Annotated in this window: 18 protein-coding genes; 10 read left to right on the top strand and 8 right to left on the bottom strand. The window is 63.2% G+C overall.

What is annotated here, in order from left to right; translation table 11 throughout:
- The first annotated feature begins 181 nt into the window (after positions 1–181).
- Both B0G77_RS34985 and B0G77_RS34980 read left to right on the top strand, forming a co-directional pair.
- Complete coding sequence (locus B0G77_RS34985) at positions 182–1,450, top strand: zinc ribbon domain-containing protein (RefSeq protein ID WP_133666343.1); 1,269 nt, start codon at positions 182–184, stop codon at positions 1,448–1,450.
- Between the two features lie 159 nt (positions 1,451–1,609).
- On the top strand, positions 1,610–2,698 hold the full coding sequence (locus tag B0G77_RS34980; protein WP_133666342.1) for a TAXI family TRAP transporter solute-binding subunit: 1,089 nt from the start codon (positions 1,610–1,612) through the stop codon (positions 2,696–2,698).
- A gap of 79 nt (positions 2,699–2,777) precedes the next feature.
- Here B0G77_RS34980 and B0G77_RS34975 read toward each other — a convergent pair whose 3' ends face one another.
- Positions 2,778–4,193: a PLP-dependent aminotransferase family protein gene (locus B0G77_RS34975; RefSeq protein WP_133666341.1), complete on the bottom strand. Its 1,416-nt coding sequence runs from the start codon at positions 4,191–4,193 to the stop codon at positions 2,778–2,780.
- Between the two features lie 114 nt (positions 4,194–4,307).
- On the opposite strand from B0G77_RS34975, the gene B0G77_RS34970 reads away from it, so the two are divergent.
- The 4 genes from B0G77_RS34970 to B0G77_RS34955 all read left to right on the top strand — a co-directional run bounded on the left by B0G77_RS34970 (position 4,308) and on the right by B0G77_RS34955 (position 6,904).
- Positions 4,308–5,198, top strand: coding sequence for a DMT family transporter (locus B0G77_RS34970; RefSeq protein ID WP_133666340.1), 891 nt, complete (start codon positions 4,308–4,310; stop codon positions 5,196–5,198).
- A 239-nt stretch (positions 5,199–5,437) separates the two neighbouring features.
- Positions 5,438–5,650 carry a hypothetical protein gene (locus B0G77_RS34965; protein WP_347814201.1) on the top strand — a complete coding sequence of 71 codons (213 nt, stop codon included), beginning with the start codon at positions 5,438–5,440 and terminating at the stop codon, positions 5,648–5,650.
- A 71-nt stretch (positions 5,651–5,721) separates the two neighbouring features.
- On the top strand, positions 5,722–6,033 hold the full coding sequence (locus B0G77_RS34960; RefSeq protein WP_133666338.1) for a flagellar transcriptional regulator FlhD: 312 nt from the start codon (positions 5,722–5,724) through the stop codon (positions 6,031–6,033).
- A 28-nt stretch (positions 6,034–6,061) separates the two neighbouring features.
- The gene (locus tag B0G77_RS34955; protein WP_243751340.1) at positions 6,062–6,904 is read left to right on the top strand and encodes a transposase; all 843 of its coding nucleotides are present in this window, start codon (positions 6,062–6,064) and stop codon (positions 6,902–6,904) included.
- 91 nt (positions 6,905–6,995) lie between these two features.
- Here B0G77_RS34955 and B0G77_RS34950 read toward each other — a convergent pair whose 3' ends face one another.
- The 7 genes from B0G77_RS34950 to B0G77_RS34920 form a co-directional block, all read right to left on the bottom strand.
- Positions 6,996–7,868 carry a hypothetical protein gene (locus B0G77_RS34950; RefSeq protein ID WP_133666337.1) on the bottom strand — a complete coding sequence of 291 codons (873 nt, stop codon included), beginning with the start codon at positions 7,866–7,868 and terminating at the stop codon, positions 6,996–6,998.
- A gap of 146 nt (positions 7,869–8,014) precedes the next feature.
- Positions 8,015–8,224, bottom strand: coding sequence for a hypothetical protein (locus B0G77_RS34945; protein WP_133666336.1), 210 nt, complete (start codon positions 8,222–8,224; stop codon positions 8,015–8,017).
- Between the two features lie 29 nt (positions 8,225–8,253).
- Positions 8,254–8,499: a hypothetical protein gene (locus tag B0G77_RS34940; RefSeq protein ID WP_133666335.1), complete on the bottom strand. Its 246-nt coding sequence runs from the start codon at positions 8,497–8,499 to the stop codon at positions 8,254–8,256.
- A gap of 134 nt (positions 8,500–8,633) precedes the next feature.
- On the bottom strand, positions 8,634–9,266 hold the full coding sequence (locus tag B0G77_RS34935; protein WP_133666334.1) for a response regulator transcription factor: 633 nt from the start codon (positions 9,264–9,266) through the stop codon (positions 8,634–8,636).
- The gene (locus tag B0G77_RS34930) at positions 9,241–10,893 is read right to left on the bottom strand and encodes a response regulator (protein ID WP_133666333.1); all 1,653 of its coding nucleotides are present in this window, start codon (positions 10,891–10,893) and stop codon (positions 9,241–9,243) included. Before B0G77_RS34930 ends, B0G77_RS34935 begins: the two co-directional genes overlap by 26 nt.
- Positions 10,890–13,040: an ATP-binding protein gene (locus B0G77_RS34925; protein WP_243751339.1), complete on the bottom strand. Its 2,151-nt coding sequence runs from the start codon at positions 13,038–13,040 to the stop codon at positions 10,890–10,892. Before B0G77_RS34925 ends, B0G77_RS34930 begins: the two co-directional genes overlap by 4 nt.
- Positions 13,041–13,252: 212 nt before the next feature.
- Entirely contained in the window at positions 13,253–13,561 is a 309-nt protein-coding gene (locus B0G77_RS34920; protein WP_133666331.1) for a hypothetical protein, read from the bottom strand.
- A 272-nt stretch (positions 13,562–13,833) separates the two neighbouring features.
- On the opposite strand from B0G77_RS34920, the gene B0G77_RS34915 reads away from it, so the two are divergent.
- The 4 genes from B0G77_RS34915 to B0G77_RS34900 all read left to right on the top strand — a co-directional run bounded on the left by B0G77_RS34915 (position 13,834) and on the right by B0G77_RS34900 (position 18,153).
- A complete protein-coding gene (locus B0G77_RS34915) occupies positions 13,834–14,730 on the top strand; it encodes a MurR/RpiR family transcriptional regulator (RefSeq protein ID WP_133666330.1) in 897 nt (298 codons plus the stop codon).
- A 57-nt stretch (positions 14,731–14,787) separates the two neighbouring features.
- Complete coding sequence (ddpX, locus tag B0G77_RS34910) at positions 14,788–15,354, top strand: D-alanyl-D-alanine dipeptidase (RefSeq protein ID WP_133666329.1); 567 nt, start codon at positions 14,788–14,790, stop codon at positions 15,352–15,354.
- Between the two features lie 65 nt (positions 15,355–15,419).
- Positions 15,420–17,027: an ABC transporter substrate-binding protein gene (locus B0G77_RS34905; protein WP_133666328.1), complete on the top strand. Its 1,608-nt coding sequence runs from the start codon at positions 15,420–15,422 to the stop codon at positions 17,025–17,027.
- Between the two features lie 55 nt (positions 17,028–17,082).
- Positions 17,083–18,153, top strand: coding sequence for an ABC transporter permease (locus B0G77_RS34900; protein WP_133667006.1), 1,071 nt, complete (start codon positions 17,083–17,085; stop codon positions 18,151–18,153).
- Positions 18,154–18,211 lie beyond the last annotated feature (58 nt).

The raw sequence follows: 18,211 nt of genomic DNA, 5'->3' as shown, positions 1-18,211 counted from the left end.
TCCCGAAGTCACCTGTCGGGTAGGTGACAACGGTGGTTGACGTTGGCGCTGAAACGACACATATTGCATTCAGCGGCCCTGCAACATGACATTGTGCCGGTCGCTCGCAGGGCAGATGTCGCGTATCAGGCAGATGCCCCTGATCGCCTTGACCGCGATCCGAAACTGGTGGGTCCAACACATGTCCACCCAGACTACTCCTGGCCAGAGTTTCCCGACGCCATGCAAACGCTGCGGCGGCGCACTGTATCCGCCCGACGATACCTGTCCGTGGTGCGGCGCAAGTCATGCAGTTGCGTATGGCATCCGCCAGAAAGCGGCAGGGCATGCGTTGCCGCCCGACGACCCCGATACGCATGTGCCTGGCGCCGCGCAATCCGCTACCCAGCATGCCGCGCATCATCCGCACCTCATGCTGCCCGACACGCCAATTGCGCCGCTCAGCATGCCGGTGCCGCTGTGGAAAAGCCTCGGCAAGTGGATTTTCACCAAGGGTCTCGTGGTGGTCCTGCTCTTCGGCGCGCTGCTGTACGCGGGCTATGCGTTGTTTGGCGACCACAAGGACTCCACGACTGACGAACCCGCAACGAAAACCGCAACGGGCACCATCGTCCCGTACGAACCGGCCTCTGCCCCCAGCGCACGACAGGGCGTTGCGTCGATTTCCCCATCACCGACCACGCCCGCGCCTGCCCCTCCGGTAGCGCATGTTCCTTTGCCTGTTGCGCCCGCAGGGCTCGCGCCAGCGCCCGTTGTCCTGCCGCCGCTGCCGCCGCGCGGGATAACGAAACATCGGGACGTGCCCGAGGCCCTGCAGGCGGCGCGCGCCAGCCTGCAGGCGAATGATCTGACCGGCGCTCAGGCAGTGCTGGCTGAAGTGCTCGTCGCCCAGCCGGACAATGCGGATGCGCGGCTCATGCAGCAGGACCTGCTACAGCGCCAGACGAAACGCGACCACGCGATGAGCAATGCGAACGTGTGCGCGGCTGACCGTCTGTGGAGTTGCGTGCGCCACAACGCCACCGACGCGCTCGCGATCGATGCGACCAACCCCAACGTGAGAGCGCTACTCGAACGTTCGATACGCGAAGCGGGCTGGAACACGCCAGCCCTGCCGACCGCGCGCGGTGGCGCACAGGCGACGGCGCCCACGGCGCCCACCATCGCCACGGCCAACCCGCCTCCGGCCAGGCCCGCGAAACGCGGCAACGCGAACGCACAGATTCCGGTCGCAAACACCCCTGCACCAGCCCCGGCGCCGACGCCGACGCCGACGCCGACGCCGACGCCGGCGACTGCGACTGCGACTGCGGCTGCGGCTGCGGCTGCGACATCAGGCACGGACCCCAACAGCGTCGACGCCAGAATCCGCGCGATTGTCGAATCCGGCTGGAGTCATCCCGCGCCACGCGCCGCGACACCGGCATCTGCCGCACCCGCCGCGCCCTGAACCTGCCACTGCACCGGAGACTGCAAAACGACGACACGCGAAACAACCGCATCACCGACGAACCTGTTGCCCATGACATCGAAGACCTGACTCATCCGTGCATCGCGCCTCGCGCGTGGCTGCGCGAGCATCCCCAACCACACAGACAAGGTGGAGACCATGTTCAAGAACATTCTGGCGGGACTGATCGTACTGGCGCTGGCTTCGTCAACCGCGCTGGCGGCCGATGCGCACTACAAGATCGTCACCGGGCCGGAGCGCGGCACGTACATCCAGATTGGTGCGGATCTGGCGAAGTGGGTCGCCGACCCGGCCGGCATCGAGCTGGAGGTGATGCCGTCGAAAGGCTCCGCCGAAAACGTGCAGCGCATGCGCTTCGAGCCGGGTGTCAAGCTCGCGCTGGTGCAGTCCGACGTGTATCAGGCCTACGTGGACATGGCGAACAGCGGCAATGCCGATGCGGGTACAACGATTCGACCGTTGCGCCTGATCATGCCGCTCTATGACGAGGAAATCTATTTCGTCGTGCGTGCAGATTCGCCGCTCAAGAGCATCAACGATATCAAGAACCAGAACATGAGCGTCGGACTGATCGGCAGCGGCACGGCGCAATCGGCAACGACGCTCTATCGCCTGATGTTCGGCCAGCCGATTCCCGAGCAAAACGCGCAGCACCTGTCCAACGAGGACGCGCTCGCCGCGTTGATCGTGGGGAAGATCGATGTGGCAATCGTCGTTGCGGGCCAGCCAGCGAAGCTTTTCACCGACATGAATCCCGAACTGTTGCAGAAGATCCGGCTTCTCAAGCTCGATCCAGCTGCGCCGGAAACCGCACGAGCGAAACAGGCCTACTATCCGGCCACGATCCGCACATCAAGCTATCCGAACTGGATAAAGGACGATGTGCAGACACTGACCGTCAAGGCCTTTCTCGTCACATACGACTACAACCTGCGCGACACCGTCGGCAAACTTGACCGCTTCGCCGACTCGCTCTGTACAAACTTCGACAACCTCCAGGAACACGGCCATCCGAAGTGGAAACAAGTGAAGCTCGAACTGCCCGATCTCGGCAAGGGCTGGAAATACTATCCGCCGATGGAAAAGCGCCTGCGTGCCTGTATCGCGCACAAGAGCGCCGGGGCGACTGCTACCCCTGCGGCAGCAACACCCGAAGAGACCGTCCAGAAAGCCAGCAAGCCCCCGTGCTCGGAGCAGGAAAGGCTCCTGCTGCTGTGCGGGAAGTAAACGGGTGCAAGCGGAAGCAGGCGGATGCGAGGGAAAGTTGCGACGGTTTAACGCGCCACTTCCCCCGCCGGCCGTCACGCTATGACCGCGCTGAGCGCTCCATCGCGCGCTGCAGCGCCTCGTACACTTTCGGCCGGTTACATTGCGACGCGTTGAACCGTAAAAATCCCGCCGCCGATTGCGACACGCTGAACACATTGCCTGGCGCGAACACGACGTTGTCGGCCAACGCGTGACGCGCGACGTCGGCAGCGTCGAGCGTGTCTGGCAGTTGCGCCCAGATGAACATGCCGGCGCGCGGACGCGTCCAGATCTGCAGTCCCGCCTGCCTCAGACGCCGCACCGTATCGCCCATCGCGTCGGCGAGTTTTGCACGCACGCTCTCCAGATGGCGCCGATACGTGCCGTCCACCAGCAGGCGGTGGACGACGCTGGCCGCGAGCTGCCCGTTGCCGAACGACGTCGCAAGTTTCAGATCGATCAAGGGTTCGATCCAGTCCGCGCGCGCCGCGATGTAGCCGCATCGCACCGCCGCCGACAGCGTCTTCGAGTAGCTGCCGATCGTCACCACGCGCGCGAGACCGTCGAACGCAGCGAGGCGCGGCGCAGGCTCGTCTTCGAAGTCGGCGAAGATGTCGTCTTCGACGATCAGCAGATCGTGCTCCGCGGCCAGTTTCAGCAGACGATGCGCGATTGTCGGCGCAAGCGTGGCGCCGGTGGGATTGTGGATCGCGGAATTCGTCACATAAAGCCTCGGCCGATGCTCGATCAGCGCGCGTTCGAATCGTTCGAGGTCCGGTCCCGACGGTGTGTACGGCACGCCGACCGTGCGCACGCGATGCGCACGCAGCAGCGCCTGAAAGTTGAAATAGCAGGGATCGTCGATCAGTACCGTGTCGCCCGGTTCCAGCAGGAAGCGGCACACGAGGTCGAGCGCCTGCGTGCCGCCGTCGGTCAGAACGATCTGCTCCGGCGCTGCGTCGACGCCATGCTGCGACAGCCGCCACGCGACCTGTTGACGCAGCGCGGGCAAGCCGGGCGGCGATGCATATTCGGCGAGCGGCGCGTCCGGGTCCCGGGCAATCGCCCGCAACGCGCGGCGCATGCCGTCCTCCGGCATCCATGACGCCGGCATCCAGCCACAGCCAGGCTTGAGCGCCTTGACGCCGATTTCGAGCGACTGGCGCGTAAGCCACAACGGATCGACTTCGCGATCGAGCTGCGGCCCGAGATCCGCCAGCGCAAACGGCGGCGCGTGGCCGGATACGAAGAACCCGGACCCGCGCCGCGACACGATTGCCCCTTGCGCGACCAGCCTGTCATATGCATCGACCACCGTCGACTTCGACACGCCGAGCGAGTCGGTCATGGCACGGATCGACGGCACGCGCGCGCCGGGCATCAGCGAGCGGCTCGCGATCCGCTCGCGCAGCGCGTCCATCACGAGCGCGACGCGCGTGCCTGTCGTCACGCTGTTGCTGCCATCTTCCGCCATCTGTACTGCTCCTTGATCGGTACAGTTTGCCTGAATTGTACTGATCCGTAGCTTACCCTGCGCGCTCGCCCGGCGCATCATGTGCGTTCCATATTTATCGAAGACCCGGTCCCAATGCAAAAAACAACGAACGGCTGGCTCAGCGGTTTCGTCGGCATGCTGATCTTCAGCGGCTCGCTGCCCGCGACGCGTATCGCGATTCAAGGATTCGATCCGGTCTTTCTGACCGTGGCGCGCGCCGCCATCGCCGGCACGTTAGGGCTCGCGTTGCTTCTGGTGTTTCGTCAAACGCGCCCTGCGAAGCGCGATTTCCTGCCACTGGCGATGGTGGCGCTCGGCGTCGTCGTGGGCTTTCCGCTGCTCACCGCGCTGGCACTGCGGCACATCACCGCCGCGCATGCGGTGGTGTTCATCGGCCTGTTGCCGCTCGCAACGGCGATCTTCGGTGTCATGCGCGGCGGCGAGCGCCCGCAACCGGCGTTCTGGCTATGCTCCGTCATCGGCAGCGCCACCGTGGTCGCGTTCGCCTTGCGCAATGGCGTCGATGCGTCGCCGGTCGGCGACCTGCTGATGATCGCGGCGATCGTCGTCTGCGGCCTCGGTTACGCGGAAGGCGCACGGCTGTCGCGGCATCTCGGCGGCTGGCAGGTGATCTCGTGGGCACTGGTGCTGTCGTTGCCGGTGATGCTGCCGCTGACATGGTGGGTGCGTCCGGCGTCGTTCGACGGCATCAGTCACGCCGCGCTCTGGGGTCTCGCGTACGTATCGCTTTTCAGCATGCTGATCGGCTTCGTGTTCTGGTATCGAGGGCTCGCGCTGGGCGGTATTGCCGGGGTTGGACAATTACAGCTGTTGCAGCCCTTCTTCGGCCTCGCGCTCGCCGCGCTGTTGCTGCACGAAGCGGTGCCGCCGGAGATGGTCTTCGTGACGGTTATCGTCGTCGCTTGCGTGGCGGGTGCGCGGCGGTTTGCGAAGCGCACACCGGTGCACAGACCGGCGGCTTGAGTGGCGGCCGTCCCCGCGCCTAAGGATTTCCTGACCGGAAGTTCAGCAAAGCCCTGACCTGTTTTCTTCATGTCCTGACTGCGCTGCGATTACTAGCCACATAGGATGAAGACACGTCAATCATCCCGTGTTCGCGCGCCGCCATGGTTCCCTATCTGTCCGAGCGAGAAAATGCCGTCGAGCACATCAACACGATGTGCTCTCGCCTGTTCGATCTTTGGTGCGAACGCAGGAGCATCATGCCGCTCACTTTTCTGTTGCGCGGCTGGCCGCTCGTGAGCAGCGACCCCGAGCCCCTACGGCGCCTCGGTAACGCGATCCGCGACCTCAGACGACAACATCTCCACGAGCTGAGCGCCGACGCATTTCAGCAACTCTGCGAGTTATCCGATTGCGTAGAGGACCTGCTCGCCCTGTGGTCCGTCACGAACCGGGCGACCGCCACCGGATAGCGCGAGCAGGGGCGCGCGAGGCGCGCGACGCAACAGGCAGACGGAACAGACGTTGGCAGCAGGAGGCAGAGATGGGCACAACCGACTCACTCGACTTCGTGCGGGATTTCAATCTCGCGTACCTGTCGCTGGTCCAGAGCCTGTTGCGTGAAGACAGGACAGCGGGCATGGCGCGCTTCTGCCTGACGCCTGAAGTCGCTGACATCCTGATCGGGCTTTCGGCCGCGCAGCTTGGGAAGCTGGCCGTCGCGCCACACGTGCTGTGTCATTTTCGCTTCCACGCGCAGCCCACGCTGGCAGCCCTGTCGGATTCGCCACACCCTGCCGGCGCAGCGTTGGCAACTGGATCGTCAGTCTGCCAAACCACCGCTTTACCCCTGTAAGCGAATCGTCTGGTGAGGGGGAAACGGCATGCACTTCAACGAGATCAGCGACGAAGAATGGGCCCTGCTTGCACCTCTTCTGTCGGATGCAACCGTCGCGCACGGCCAGCGCGGCCGGCCACGCACGCAGGTTCGCCTGGTGGCGAACGCAGTGCTGTGGGTCCTGACGACGGGCGAACCCTGGTCGAGGTTGCCGGGGACCTATCCATCGGCGCCGACCTGCCGGTGCCGGTTCGAGGGGTGGCGCTCGACTGGCGCATTGGCCCAGATGCTCAAGGTTCTCGCGGATGCGGGACGCACCTTCTACCATGGCGCGGATACGTTCCTCGAAGGCGCCAGCACCCCACCGCGACGGATCGGCCGCCAGCTCCGTGAAGAGGGGCTTCGCCAGGTATTCTGGAAAAACCCTGCTACGTGGCAGGCACCGGGCAGCACGCCCGTGCGTGCCCACACCGCGGATTCGTTCACTGAAATGACGAGGCAGCTCGCGGGTCCATCGAGTGCCGGGCTCGTTCGTGTCGAATCCCACCCGCCCGGGAACACCGTCCGGTTCGCCCAGCCGCCTGCCTCACCATGGATGGGCCTCGCGTCGCACGGCAAACGCATACTCGATCCGCGCGGCTACGTCATCTATATCGCCGCCGACCCGGTGGCGGATGCCCGGTTCCGCGGCTGGGCCGAGATCGCTAAGGACGCACAGCGCGTCGCGCGTTCCGGTCTTGTCGGTCCGCGCTTCAAGAGCCGGGAAGCTGCGCAGCAATTCGCCCTCGAATGGGCGCGGCAATGGATCGACGACGAGACCGGTCTCGACAGGGATGACCTCGACGAGGCAATCATCGACGTGTGGCAACGAAACGTCCGCTCCGGCTAAGCGGCGCATTGCGCAAGCGCGCCTTGCCCATCGCGGACGCCGCCCCGAACCGATCCCGAAAGCCGCGACGGGTAAGCGGTCCTAGGCGCCGTCAACTCACCCAGTACTCGTCCGGAATCCTGCGGTCTGCTTCGGAGAGGAAGGGGTTGTCGAGATGAAAGGTCTTCCGGTTCGCAAGCTTCGTGCGCGTCAGCGCATCCTGGATGTAGGGATGTGAGTTGAAGAGTCTTATGAAAGAACCATCGCTATACGCGGCAACGAGCCCCTTTCCGATCGTCTCCGCCATCGCTTCGTGCCCCGTGGCGACATAGAAAATGAAATCGGATCGATACTTCAGCAGCAACCGGTTCTCGACGACGAGATCGGGCTCACGGTGCCGACGTCCTTCCAGTTCGGCAAACGCTTCCACGACGCCTCGCGGAAAATAGTCGACCCGGCCGCTCTGGGTCATCTCGAACATCGTTTCGTAGGTCGAGGTCTGCACATTCAGCCCTGCAGCCTTCAGGATTTCGGTATCGATCCATCCGAGCCCCTGCCCCCCCGTAAGGGTCTTCAGATCGGAAAGGTGCTCGATCCGGTCGAAGTCCGGCTGACGATCCTTTCTTATGACAAACACCCGGTAACCGATCAGCCCGCGATGAATCGGAATCCGGACCACGTTCAAGCCGCGCTCGGCTCGCGCCTCCATGCTCGTCCAGTGCAGATTGATCGTATCGCCGCCATTCGCCAGTTCGGCCAGCGCGCGGCCGCGCTCCATGACGATTTCGGTCTGCCGTGCGGTATAGCTGGCGTTAGCCGTTTTCATCGCCAGATCGAGGACCGCCAGCGCAAACGCGGCATGCACGTCGCCCCCGGGGCGGATGCGCGGATAGACGATATCGAAGCGGATTGCCGGCGCGGCAGGCACGCCAAGCGCCACGCCTGCCGCACTCAGCGCAGCCAGTACAAAACGCCTGCGATGCATGGATGGTTGGGGGTGTCGACACAGGAGCGACGCGCCGGAATCGGCGCACGTCCCTTCAGATTCCCGCCTCATGAGTCTCATCGTGCCACGGCGCAGGCCTGCTGGCAAACCGTACAATCCCGCTGTCCCGGCTCGCCACGGACACGTCAATGCACGACACCAAACATCGCGTTGGCTCCCTCCTCCGGCGTCAGCCCCGCATTGAAATAGCCCTCGAGCCTCACTGCGGTCGGGTGATCCAGGACGAATGGTGGCCGGATGAAGCCGACGGCGAATGCGTGGTCGTACCATGCGCTCATCCACGCGCGCAATTCTGTCTCGTGCATCGACAGTTCCCCAGACTGTTCTCTAACCATGCATGCCTCCCTTTGCCGGAATCGCCACGTCAGGCAACGAGCGGCTCGAAGCTCATCCTGCACAGGGTGTCCGCGGGCGGGAACATATGCCAGGTGCCGTCGCCGTGCCGGAAGAAAAACAGCACGAGCGGCCCGGCGGGCCGCCTGACCTCGACGCACACCCGGCGTGTCAGACCGTCCTGCGAACGGTGCAGCGACAGCACGCGAACCGGCTGCGCGCCCGCGGTGGCCAGCAGTTTTTCGCGCAGCCCACGCAATGAGCCTGTCGCAACCATGTCATCCCCTCCTCGCGGCCTCTGGTGCCCATAGGAGGATCGTGCGGCAACGCCGGCGATTTATCAGTCGGCAGCGGCGGATTGTGGCTTCGGGAAACGCTGGTTAAAGCTTCAGGATTTCCTTAAAGCCCACCTCATTCCGCGACCAGACCGTGTCTGATCGCATAGCGGATCAGTTCCGCGTTGTTGTTGAGGCCGAGCTTCTGCATGAGGCGCATCTTGTGGGTACTGATGGTTTTGGCGCTGAGCGAGCACGATTCGGCAATGTCGTTGATGCTCTGGCCGGCCGCAAGCATCCGCAACACCTGGAATTCGCGGTCGGACAGAATCTCATGCGGCGGCGCGTCGCCGGAATGGGTCTCGAAGACCATCGCATCGACCAGCTTCGGGTCGATAAACCGTCCTCCGGCGGCCAGCTTGCGGATCGCCGCGAGCAGCACGTCCGGATCGCTGTCCTTCGTCACATAGCCTGTCGCGCCAGCCCGCAGTGCACGGGATACGACCTGTGCCTCGTTGTGAATGCTCAGCACCAGTACCGGCAAACCGGGTTGCTCGGCACGCACGCGCCGGATCAGATCGACCCCGCTGATGCCGGGCATCGTCATGTCCAGCAGCATCAGATCGAACTGGCCCGCGCGCAGCCTGTCGAGCACTTCCGAGCCCTGCGACGCCTCGGCAGCGACGACGATGTCGGTTGTCGTGGCGATGATCTGCTTCAGCCCGCCGCGCACGATCGCGTGGTCATCGGCTATCAGGATATGGATCATTTTCCCCCCCGCCCTCGAGCGGAATGCGAATGGAAATGGCTGTGCCCGTGCCGGGCGCACTGTTGATCGACATCGTCCCTCCGATCAGGCGGGCGCGCTCCTGCATGCCGAGCAGGCCGTAGGCACTGCTTCTGCCCGCCGTCGCCGGATCGAAACCGCAGCCATCATCGCTGACATGGAGTTCGAGCGCCGCCGCAGTGCTGGTCAGCGTGACGTCGGCGCGCGTCGCCCCCGCATGGCGGCTGACGTTGGTCAGCGAGGCCTGGACGATACGAAACACGGCCGTGGCGTGAGAATCCGGCAGCGTCGGCTCGCCCCCGTTGATGCGCAACTGGCAGGGAATGCGGTTGCGCCGTCCGAAGTCCTCGACCAGCCACTCCAGCGCCGAAACGATCCCGAAGTTCAGGGCGGCCGGCCGCAGATGGTTCGCGACATTGCGCACCATCCAGATCGTTTTCTCGACAAGTTCGCGCATGTCGTCGGTCTTCCGTTTCGCCTCGGGGTCGCCGCCAAGACGCATCTTCAGCAACGAAACGTCCATCTTCAAGGCCGTCAGCAACTGGCCCAGTTCGTCGTGAATTTCCATCGCGATGCGCTTGCGCTCTCCTTCGCGGATGGCCTCCATGTAGGCGGACAGTTCGCGCAACTGCTCGCGCGACTCGAACAGCTCCTGCTCGATGCGCATCCTCGCCGAGATGTCGTTCAGGCCGACGTAGATCGCCGGCGCGTCGCCGTACGTGGCTACGCGCGCAGTCGCCATGACCCAGAACGTCGTGCCGTCCGCGCGCCGCAGGTGGACTTCCGAGTTGCTGAAGCTCCCCTCCCTGCACAGGTGGGACACCAGCCTATCGCGGTCCGCAGGATCGACATAGAAGTCGACGATGTTGGTCAGTGTGCCCGCGCGCGCTGCGATCCCTAACAGTTCGCGCAGCGGTTCGTTCGAATACAGGATGACTCCCTCTGGCATCGAAGTGATGCAAAGCGGGATGGGGCTCGTCTCGACGATGGTGCGAAAGCGTGCTTCGCTCGACTGCAGTTTCGCTTCGGCCCGGCGGCGCTCTTCAATCTGGGCGGAAAGGCTTGCATTCGCCTGCGCAAGCTGTTGCGTGCGCTGCTCGACCCGCTGTTCGAGTTCGTCGCGCGCTCGCGACAACGCCGCTTCGGCCTGCTGGCGTATCGCGACTTCGTTCAGAAGCTGGCGGTTCTGCGCGACCAGTTGACTGTGCATCGCGCGCATCGCCAGATGGGTCTCGATGCGCGCCATCATTTCGTTGACCTGCACCGGCTTGGTCACGTAATCGACGCCGCCTGCCGAAAAACCCTCGATCATGTCTTCGCTGTCCGTCAGCGACGTCATAAAGATTACCGCGATATCGCGCGTGCGCTCATCCGCCTTGAGCCGCCTGCAGGTCTCGAAACCGTCGATACCGGGCATCTTCACGTCGAGCAGGATCAGGTCGGGCCTCGAGAACAGCGCACGCTCGAGCGCCTCCTCGCCGTCGAGCGCAACGAGTACCCGAAAACCCCGGTCCATCAGGCTATCGACGACCACGCCGAAATTTGCCGGCGTGTCATCTGCGATGAGGATGGTCGGGCGTTCACCGGAATCCGGGATCAGATCGCTCATGATTCAGGCTCGCAGCTCATATGCCGTTCCACCAGCTGGAGGATCGCCCGCGACTGGTAGCCCCGCGCGAGCGCGCAAAGCTGTGCCGTGAGTGGCAGATAGCGCGAATCGATCGCTGCCACGCGCTCGGCCCACAAGACGATTTCAGACATGTCGCCCAAGCGGGCGAGGCGATGAAGTTCCTCCATCTGCTGCCGAGGCACAGCCGGCGCGGACACGGCAGGCACGTCAGTGCGCCCCGAAGGCGCCTGCGCCGCATAGGTCCACTGCAGATCAAGCAGTGCGGCAATCTGCGTCAGCAATGCTTCAAGGTCGACCGGCTTCGAATGGAAGGCATTCATGCCAGCGGCTATGCTTATCGCCTTGTCGGATCCCGACGGGCTGGCGGACATCGCAACGATTGGAATGTGCTCGAAGCCCTGCACTTGACGCAGGTTACGCGTCAACTGAAGGCCGTCCATTTCGGGCATCACGATGTCGGTGAGAATCAGGTCCGGCGTTTCGTGCTGTGCCTTTTCGAGCCCCTCGCGCCCGTTTTCAGCCTCGACGGTGTCGAAGCCGAGACGGCTCAGCAAGTCCACGGCGACCGCGCGGTTGACCGCGATGTCGTCAACGATCAACACCTTCCTGCGTGGACCCTCGTAGCCCGTCGCCATGTGCGCCGGCGGCGCGCCGGCACTCGCGAACGAGGTCGGCAAAACGCTCGCCGGCGCGAGTTCGAACCAGAATGCGCTGCCCTGCCCGAGATGACTCTCGACGTCGATCTCTCCTCCCATCGCGCGCACGAATTCCCGGCTGATCGCGAGCCCGAGGCCGGCGCCTCCGGCGCGTCGTTCGCGCGGGCCCAACTGCTCGAATGGTTCGAAGATCGTCTCCAGCTGGCCCGGAGCGACGCCGATGCCCGTATCGCGTACTTCGAAACGGACCTGGTTCGACACGGACTTCGAGATATGCAGGCTGACGCAGCCGCTATCGGTAAACTTCACCGCGTTTGCCAGCAGGTTGAGCAACACCTGCCGCAAGCGCCGCTCGTCGGCACGCACGCCGGAGGAAGCGTCCGGCGTGATTTCGCAATTGAATTCGAGGCGCTTCTGCTCAGCTTTCACACCGATGATCTCGCGAATGACGTCGACGAGCCCCGCTAGCGGCACATCGCAGACCACGACACGCAACTTGCCTGCTTCGATCCTCGCAAAATCGAGCGTGTCTTCGATCAAGGTCAGCAGATGTTCGCCACTGCGACGCATGATCGCGATCCTTTCACGCTGAAGTTGGTTCAGCTCGGCGTCGCGTCCGAGGATCTGCGCATAGCCAAGAATGCCGTTCAACGGCGTGCGCAGTTCATGACTCATGTTGGCGAGGAATTCGCCTTTGGCGCGGTTGGCCGCTTCCGCCAGATCGCGCGCTTCGCGTTCGGCCGCGGCGTCCCGCTCGTCGAGATAGGCACGATGCAATCGCGCCCCCATCGCATTGAACGCCGCCACGACGCGATCGAGTTCATCCGGCTCACGCGGCTCGCGACGCTGAAGAACGAAAGGCAGAGGCGCCTCACGGAAATCATAGCGCTCCACGGTTCGTGCGATGGCGGCCACATGGCGCATCACGAGGCGCGACAGGATGTAGATGGTGAACAGCGAGACGAGAAAGGTGTTGGCGCCCTGAGTCGCCAGAATCACCACGGCGGTTCGCAGCAGATCGTGGTAGAGATCGACGAGCGTCGCTTCGACGTAGAGTGTGCCGATCTTCCGGTCCTTGCCCTGCAGGTGGTACACGATCGGAAACTCACGGGCGATGACCGGACCTGCAGAGCGCCCGCCAGCACTCACATAGCTGGATGTGCCCGCTTTCCCGGTCTCGCGGATTTCCACGGCATGTATGTCGTCCAGACGCAGGATGCCGTTGAGTTCCAGTTGAAGTTGTGCGGTATCGAGCCGCCAGAGCGCTTCGGCGAGACTGTCGCGACTGCTGCGATCGATATCCGCAAGGCGATATTCGATCTGTGCCACGCCGCGTTGGAAGTCGCCGTAAAGCTGCACTGCGGTCAACAGCAGCGTCACCGCGCAGCTGAACAGCAGCACCGTCACAAGCAGGCGCAATACGACGCTACTCCGAAAGCGGCTGACTGAACCCCACCACGTTTTGCGCATGTCGTCTGCCATACGTCCCCGCGAGTGCTCCGGTTCTTGTTTCGTCTATTCTGCACTCGTTGCCGAAGCGGGGTCTACGCACGCCCTGCCCGGTGCAGCGCAAGGGTGGCCGGTCGGCGATTCCCCTCGCCGGACGGTCAGCGTCGTTCCGATTCCCCATGATCGACAGTGCCCGCGCTGGACCTGACGGACCGCCTGGATATGAGGAATTTTTAGTCGCGCACCACTGGCAGCCTTCGTATCCCCGGATACAGCAGGACTTCATCGATGCATGACGCCAGTTCGCAGAATATCGGCCAGGTGCTGCCGCCCAGTGCGCCGGGATGCGACCTGCTCAGTTCCCGCAACGCGTCCGCCAGACGCCGCACGGAAGCCGGGCCGCTATCCCGCAGCGGCCAACAGTGCATCAGGTAGCCAAGCGGTATGACGCTTCTGCTTTCGCACCACGTATCGAACAGACGCAGACACACGTCGTTCACCTGCTCGACTGCTTCCTCGTGGTCGGCTGGATGATCGGTCATGGTGCGCCCGCTGGAAAAGATGATCTCTATAGTCAATCCTAGGCAGGCTGACCATTCCACACAGTCAGGAAGGCTGGAAAATGCGCAGCAGGTCGGCTGAATCTCCCGTCAGGAAATCCTGAACGCCCATGCGCGAGCACGGCGAACTGCTCTAAGCTATCGAACCAACGCCTTCAATTAATTATTTAAGTTGGCGCTGACTATATTGGCTTTGTTAGATGTATGTCAGCTCAAGAACAAATGATAGATAAATAACCAGACCTGCCGCCACGATGCCGACCGCCTTCACGCAGACCGTCGAATCGCGCTTTGCCGATCTCACCCCGACGGCGAAGCGTATCGCGAGCTACATGCTGGCGAACATCGAACGGCTGGGCCTCGAAACCGCCGACCAGATCGCGCAGCAAACCGGTACGAGCGGGATTTCTGTCGGACGTTTTCTGCGCTGCGTCGGCTATCGCAACCTCGACGACCTCAAGCGGGAACTGCGCGGCGCCCAGGAACGCCCGTGGATGATCACCGACCGGCTCGACGAATACCGCCGGTTATCGGCACAGTCGGGCCACGCCAGCCAACCCGGCGAAGTCGCGGCCGCGGGCGAGAACGGCGCGCTGACGCGCTCACTCGATCTCGAGCTCGAAGCCATCCAGTACGTTTACCAGCTTGCGCGCACACCGGCCTTCGCGCGCATCGCCGGGCGCATCTCCAGCGCGGACGCGGTGTACATCCTCGGTATTCAATCGACGCGCGGCATCAGCAACGCCTTTTCCAGCTACCTCGAATACATCCGGCCGCGTGTGTTCTATTCCGACGGCATGTCTGGCTCGTACGTCGATTCGCTGAACTCGGAGTTCGCATTGCCGTATCTCGTCGTGACCGATACCCGCGCATACTCGCGCATTGCCCGCAACTACTGCGAGGCAGCCGCGCGGCGCGGCCTGCCGTTCGCGCTCGTAACCGATCTCTACTGCCCGTGGGCGCGCGATTTTCCGTGCGACCTGCTGCAGGTGAAAACCGACGTCGGCCAGTTCTGGGATTCACTCGCGCCGCTGACTTGCCTGTTCAATCTGCTGATCACATCGATCGTCGAACGGCTTGGCCCGACGATCGACGAACGCGTCGCGCGCAATCGCGAATTGCAGCGCGAACTCGATCAGTTCGATCTTTAGCCCTGGTCTTCAGCCCGGCATACGCGCCCAACACACAGGATTCAAACACCCATTTCGATGACAGAACAACACCGACTCATCCCGATCACATCCGCGAGCCACGGCGTCGACATCGACCTGGTCTACGCGACCGACCGCAATCTGACCGGCAAGGCGATCTACAGGACGGCGCATTGCCTGCTGCTCGAACCCGCCGAAGCGGGCCTGCGGCGGGCAGTCGAAATCGCACGCGGCATCGGCACCACGCTGCGGATTTTCGACGCCTACCGGCCACCTCAGGCACAGCAGGTGCTGTGGGACTTTCTTCCCGATCCGACTTACATCGCAGACCTCGCCCGTGGTTCGAATCACAGCCGCGGCACTGCGATCGATCTGACGCTGCTGGACGCGAATGGCCAGGAGCTCGACATGGGCACGTGGTTCGATGCCATGACGATCGAGTCCGAGCATTTTCATCCGGACCTGCCCCAGCATGTGCAGCGCAACCGCCTGTTGCTGCTGGGCGTCATGCATGCGGCGGGCTTCACGCACATCAAGAGCGAATGGTGGCATTACGAGTTGCCTGGCTCACGCGTTCTGCCGCTCATCGACAACAGCGAAAGCGGCCCGTTTCGTCTCATGTAGTGGCGTTCGATTTCCGGCATCCGAGGTTCCCTTGCAGGCTCTACCCCCTTCCTTACGGAGCGAGTATGAAACTGGTATTGCGCAATGCGCTGGCAGCGGCAGCAGTCGCTTCAGCCCTGACCCTGACCTTCACGGCGGCTGGCCCGGCCGAGGCGGCCACGCCGAAGGACATGTTCGTCATGGCGACCTTCCTCGACGAATTCACGACGCTCGACCCCGGCGAAGTGTATGAACTGGTCCCGGAAGAATATGTGGCGAACACGTACGACCGGCTGGTGCGCGTCGATCTGAAGGACCCGTCGAAATTCAATGGCGATGTTGCGCAATCGTGGACCGTCAGCCCGGACGGCCTGACGTTCACGTTCAAGATCCACCCGGGTCTCAAGTTCCACTCGGGCAATGCCTTGACGGCGGATGACGTCGCATGGTCGATCCAGCGCACGGTCCTGCTCGACAAGGGCGCGGCAGCAGTGCTCCAAGGCATCGGCCTCACGAAAGACAACGTGCTGCAAAACGTCAAGAAGGTCGACGACTCCACCGTCAGCGTCACGACCGACCAGAAATATGCGCCGACGTTCGTGCTGAACGTGCTTGGTGCGTGGCCAGCCTCCGTGGTGGACAAACAGCTGCTGCTGTCGCACCAGAAGGGCAACGACTTCGGCAATGACTGGCTGCGGACCAACGAGGCTGGCTCGGGCGCCTACAGGCTCGTGAAGTGGACGGCCAACGACAGCATCGTGCTGCAGCGCTTCGACGGCTATCGCGTGCCGCTCGCCATGAAGCGCATCGTGTTGCGGCATGTGCCCGAAGCGTCGAGCCAGCGCCTGCTGCTGGAGAACGGCGACGTTGACGTGGCGCGCAACCTGAGTCCGGACGACCTCGCCGCCGTGACGAAGTCGGGCAAGGCGCACGTGAGTACGGTGCCGCAGGCCACGCTTCTCTATCTCGGCCTGAACGTCAAGAACCCGAACCTCGCCAAACCGGAAGTCCAGGAGGCCATGAAATGGCTGATCGACTATAACGGCATCCAGAGCAACGTCGCGAGAACCACCTACAAGGTGCACGAAACGTTCCTTCCGGAAGGGTTTCTCGGCGCGCTGAACACCGACCCGTATCAGCAGAACGTCGCGAAGGCGAAGGAACTGCTCGCGAAAGCCGGCCTTCCGAATGGCTTTTCCGTGACCATGGACGTGCGCAACGGCTATCCCTACGGCGAGATCGCGGAGGCCGTGCAAGCCAATCTCGCGCAGGGTGGCATCAAGGTTCAGATCATTCCCGGCGACAACAAGCAGACGCTCGCGAAGTATCGCTCGCGCTCGCACGATATTTATATCGGCGAATGGTCGGCGGATTATATTGATCCTCATAGCAACGCGCAGGGCTTCGCGTGGAACCCGGACAACTCCGACAAGTCGGCCTACAAGATGCTCGCGTGGCGCAATTCGTGGGACATTCCTGACCTGACCAAAGAGACGAATGCAGCGCTGGCGGAATCGTCGACGGCGAAGCGCGCCGATCTGTACCAGACGATGCAGAAGCAGATGCTCGCCCGCTCGCCCTTCGTGATCATGTTCCAGCAGGTCTCCCAGGTGGCGGCGCGCCCGGGTGTGACGGGTCTCGAAGTGGGGCCGATCAACGACCTCGTGTCGTATCGTGATCTGAAGAAGCAGTAACGCGTCAGGCGAAGGCGAAGCTGCCATGGCTTCGCCTTCGCCCGAGGAGCTCATCATGTCGACACCCGTCACGACTCTCGATCGCCTGCGCGCCCTTTCAGCCGAAAGCGCCAGCATGCGCTGGACGTTGCGCCTCGCCCGCTGGGTCGTCACGCTCGTGATCACCTTCAGCGGACTGCTCGCAGTCACGTTCGTGATCGGCCGCAAGGTGCCGATCGACCCCGTGCTGGCGATTCTCGGCGATCGTGCCTCGGCGACAGCGTACGCGGCGGCGCGCCTTCAGCTTGGTCTCGACAAGCCACTCGCGGTGCAGTTTCTGATCTACGTGCGCGACGTGCTGCATGGTAATTTCGGCATGTCGCTGCTGACTGCGCATCCCGTCATCGAAGACATCCAGCGCGTGTTTCCCGCGACCCTCGAACTGGCGACGCTATCGACGATCATCGGCGTGCTGATCGGCGTTCCGCTCGGCGTGATCGCTGCGGTTCGCCACAACCGCTGGATCGATCACGTTGCGCGCTTTGTCGGGCTGGTCGGCAGCTCCGTCCCCGTGTTCTGGCTCGGCCTGATGGGCCTCCTGCTGTTCTACGCGAAGCTGCACTGGGTCGCCGGTCCTGGACGCGTCGATCCGGTGTTCGATGGTCTCGTCGACACCCATACTGGCAGCCTGCTGGTCGATTCGATCATGGCCCGCGAATGGGACGTGTTCTTCAACGCGTTTTCTCACATTGCACTGCCCGCGGCGATTCTCGGCTACTACTCGGTCGCCTATCTGAGCCGGATGACGCGTTCGTTCATGCTCGAACAATTGAGCCAGGAATACATCACGACCGCGCGTGCGAAAGGCTTGCCCGAGCGGCGCGTGATCTGGCGCCACGCATTCGGCAATATCGCGGTGCCGCTGTTGACCGTGATCGCCCTCACCTACAGCTATCTGCTCGAAGGCTCTGTGCTGACCGAGATCGTCTTCGCGTGGCCCGGCATCGGTTCTTATCTGACGGGCGCGCTGCTGAACGCCGACATGAACGCGGTGCTCGGCAGCACGCTCGTGATCGGCATCACGTTCATCGCACTCAACCTGCTGACCGACGCGCTCTATCGCGTGTTCGATCCGCGCGCCCGCTGATGACAAGGAGGTCTGATTCGTGCGTCCACCATCCGATCCCTATTCGCAGACCCCGCAA

It is taken from the genome of Paraburkholderia sp. BL10I2N1 (assembly GCF_004361815.1).
In the GTDB taxonomy this organism is placed as follows: Bacteria; Pseudomonadota; Gammaproteobacteria; order Burkholderiales; family Burkholderiaceae; genus Paraburkholderia.
Note: the sequence above shows the minus strand (reverse complement) of the source record. Positions and strands in the feature narration are given on the sequence as shown.

Excerpts from the sequence above, each read along its gene's own strand:
- B0G77_RS34915 (WP_133666330.1), top strand. The coding sequence starts at position 13,834 with ATGCCGACCGCCTTCACGCAGACCGTCGAATCGCGCTTTGCCGATCTC.
- B0G77_RS34935 (WP_133666334.1), bottom strand. The coding sequence starts at position 9,266 with ATGATCCATATCCTGATAGCCGATGACCACGCGATCGTGCGCGGCGGG.
- B0G77_RS34900 (WP_133667006.1), top strand. The coding sequence starts at position 17,083 with ATGTCGACACCCGTCACGACTCTCGATCGCCTGCGCGCCCTTTCAGCC.
- B0G77_RS34930 (WP_133666333.1), bottom strand. The coding sequence starts at position 10,893 with ATGAGCGATCTGATCCCGGATTCCGGTGAACGCCCGACCATCCTCATC.
- B0G77_RS34985 (WP_133666343.1), top strand. The coding sequence starts at position 182 with ATGTCCACCCAGACTACTCCTGGCCAGAGTTTCCCGACGCCATGCAAA.
- B0G77_RS34925 (WP_243751339.1), bottom strand. The coding sequence starts at position 13,040 with ATGCGCAAAACGTGGTGGGGTTCAGTCAGCCGCTTTCGGAGTAGCGTC.
- B0G77_RS34960 (WP_133666338.1), top strand. The coding sequence starts at position 5,722 with ATGGGCACAACCGACTCACTCGACTTCGTGCGGGATTTCAATCTCGCG.
- B0G77_RS34950 (WP_133666337.1), bottom strand. The coding sequence starts at position 7,868 with ATGCATCGCAGGCGTTTTGTACTGGCTGCGCTGAGTGCGGCAGGCGTG.
- B0G77_RS34980 (WP_133666342.1), top strand. The coding sequence starts at position 1,610 with ATGTTCAAGAACATTCTGGCGGGACTGATCGTACTGGCGCTGGCTTCG.
- ddpX (WP_133666329.1), top strand. The coding sequence starts at position 14,788 with ATGACAGAACAACACCGACTCATCCCGATCACATCCGCGAGCCACGGC.
- B0G77_RS34970 (WP_133666340.1), top strand. The coding sequence starts at position 4,308 with ATGCAAAAAACAACGAACGGCTGGCTCAGCGGTTTCGTCGGCATGCTG.
- B0G77_RS34975 (WP_133666341.1), bottom strand. The coding sequence starts at position 4,193 with ATGGCGGAAGATGGCAGCAACAGCGTGACGACAGGCACGCGCGTCGCG.
- B0G77_RS34940 (WP_133666335.1), bottom strand. The coding sequence starts at position 8,499 with ATGGTTGCGACAGGCTCATTGCGTGGGCTGCGCGAAAAACTGCTGGCC.
- B0G77_RS34955 (WP_243751340.1), top strand. The coding sequence starts at position 6,062 with ATGCACTTCAACGAGATCAGCGACGAAGAATGGGCCCTGCTTGCACCT.
- B0G77_RS34965 (WP_347814201.1), top strand. The coding sequence starts at position 5,438 with ATGCCGCTCACTTTTCTGTTGCGCGGCTGGCCGCTCGTGAGCAGCGAC.
- B0G77_RS34945 (WP_133666336.1), bottom strand. The coding sequence starts at position 8,224 with ATGGTTAGAGAACAGTCTGGGGAACTGTCGATGCACGAGACAGAATTG.
- B0G77_RS34905 (WP_133666328.1), top strand. The coding sequence starts at position 15,420 with ATGAAACTGGTATTGCGCAATGCGCTGGCAGCGGCAGCAGTCGCTTCA.
- B0G77_RS34920 (WP_133666331.1), bottom strand. The coding sequence starts at position 13,561 with ATGACCGATCATCCAGCCGACCACGAGGAAGCAGTCGAGCAGGTGAAC.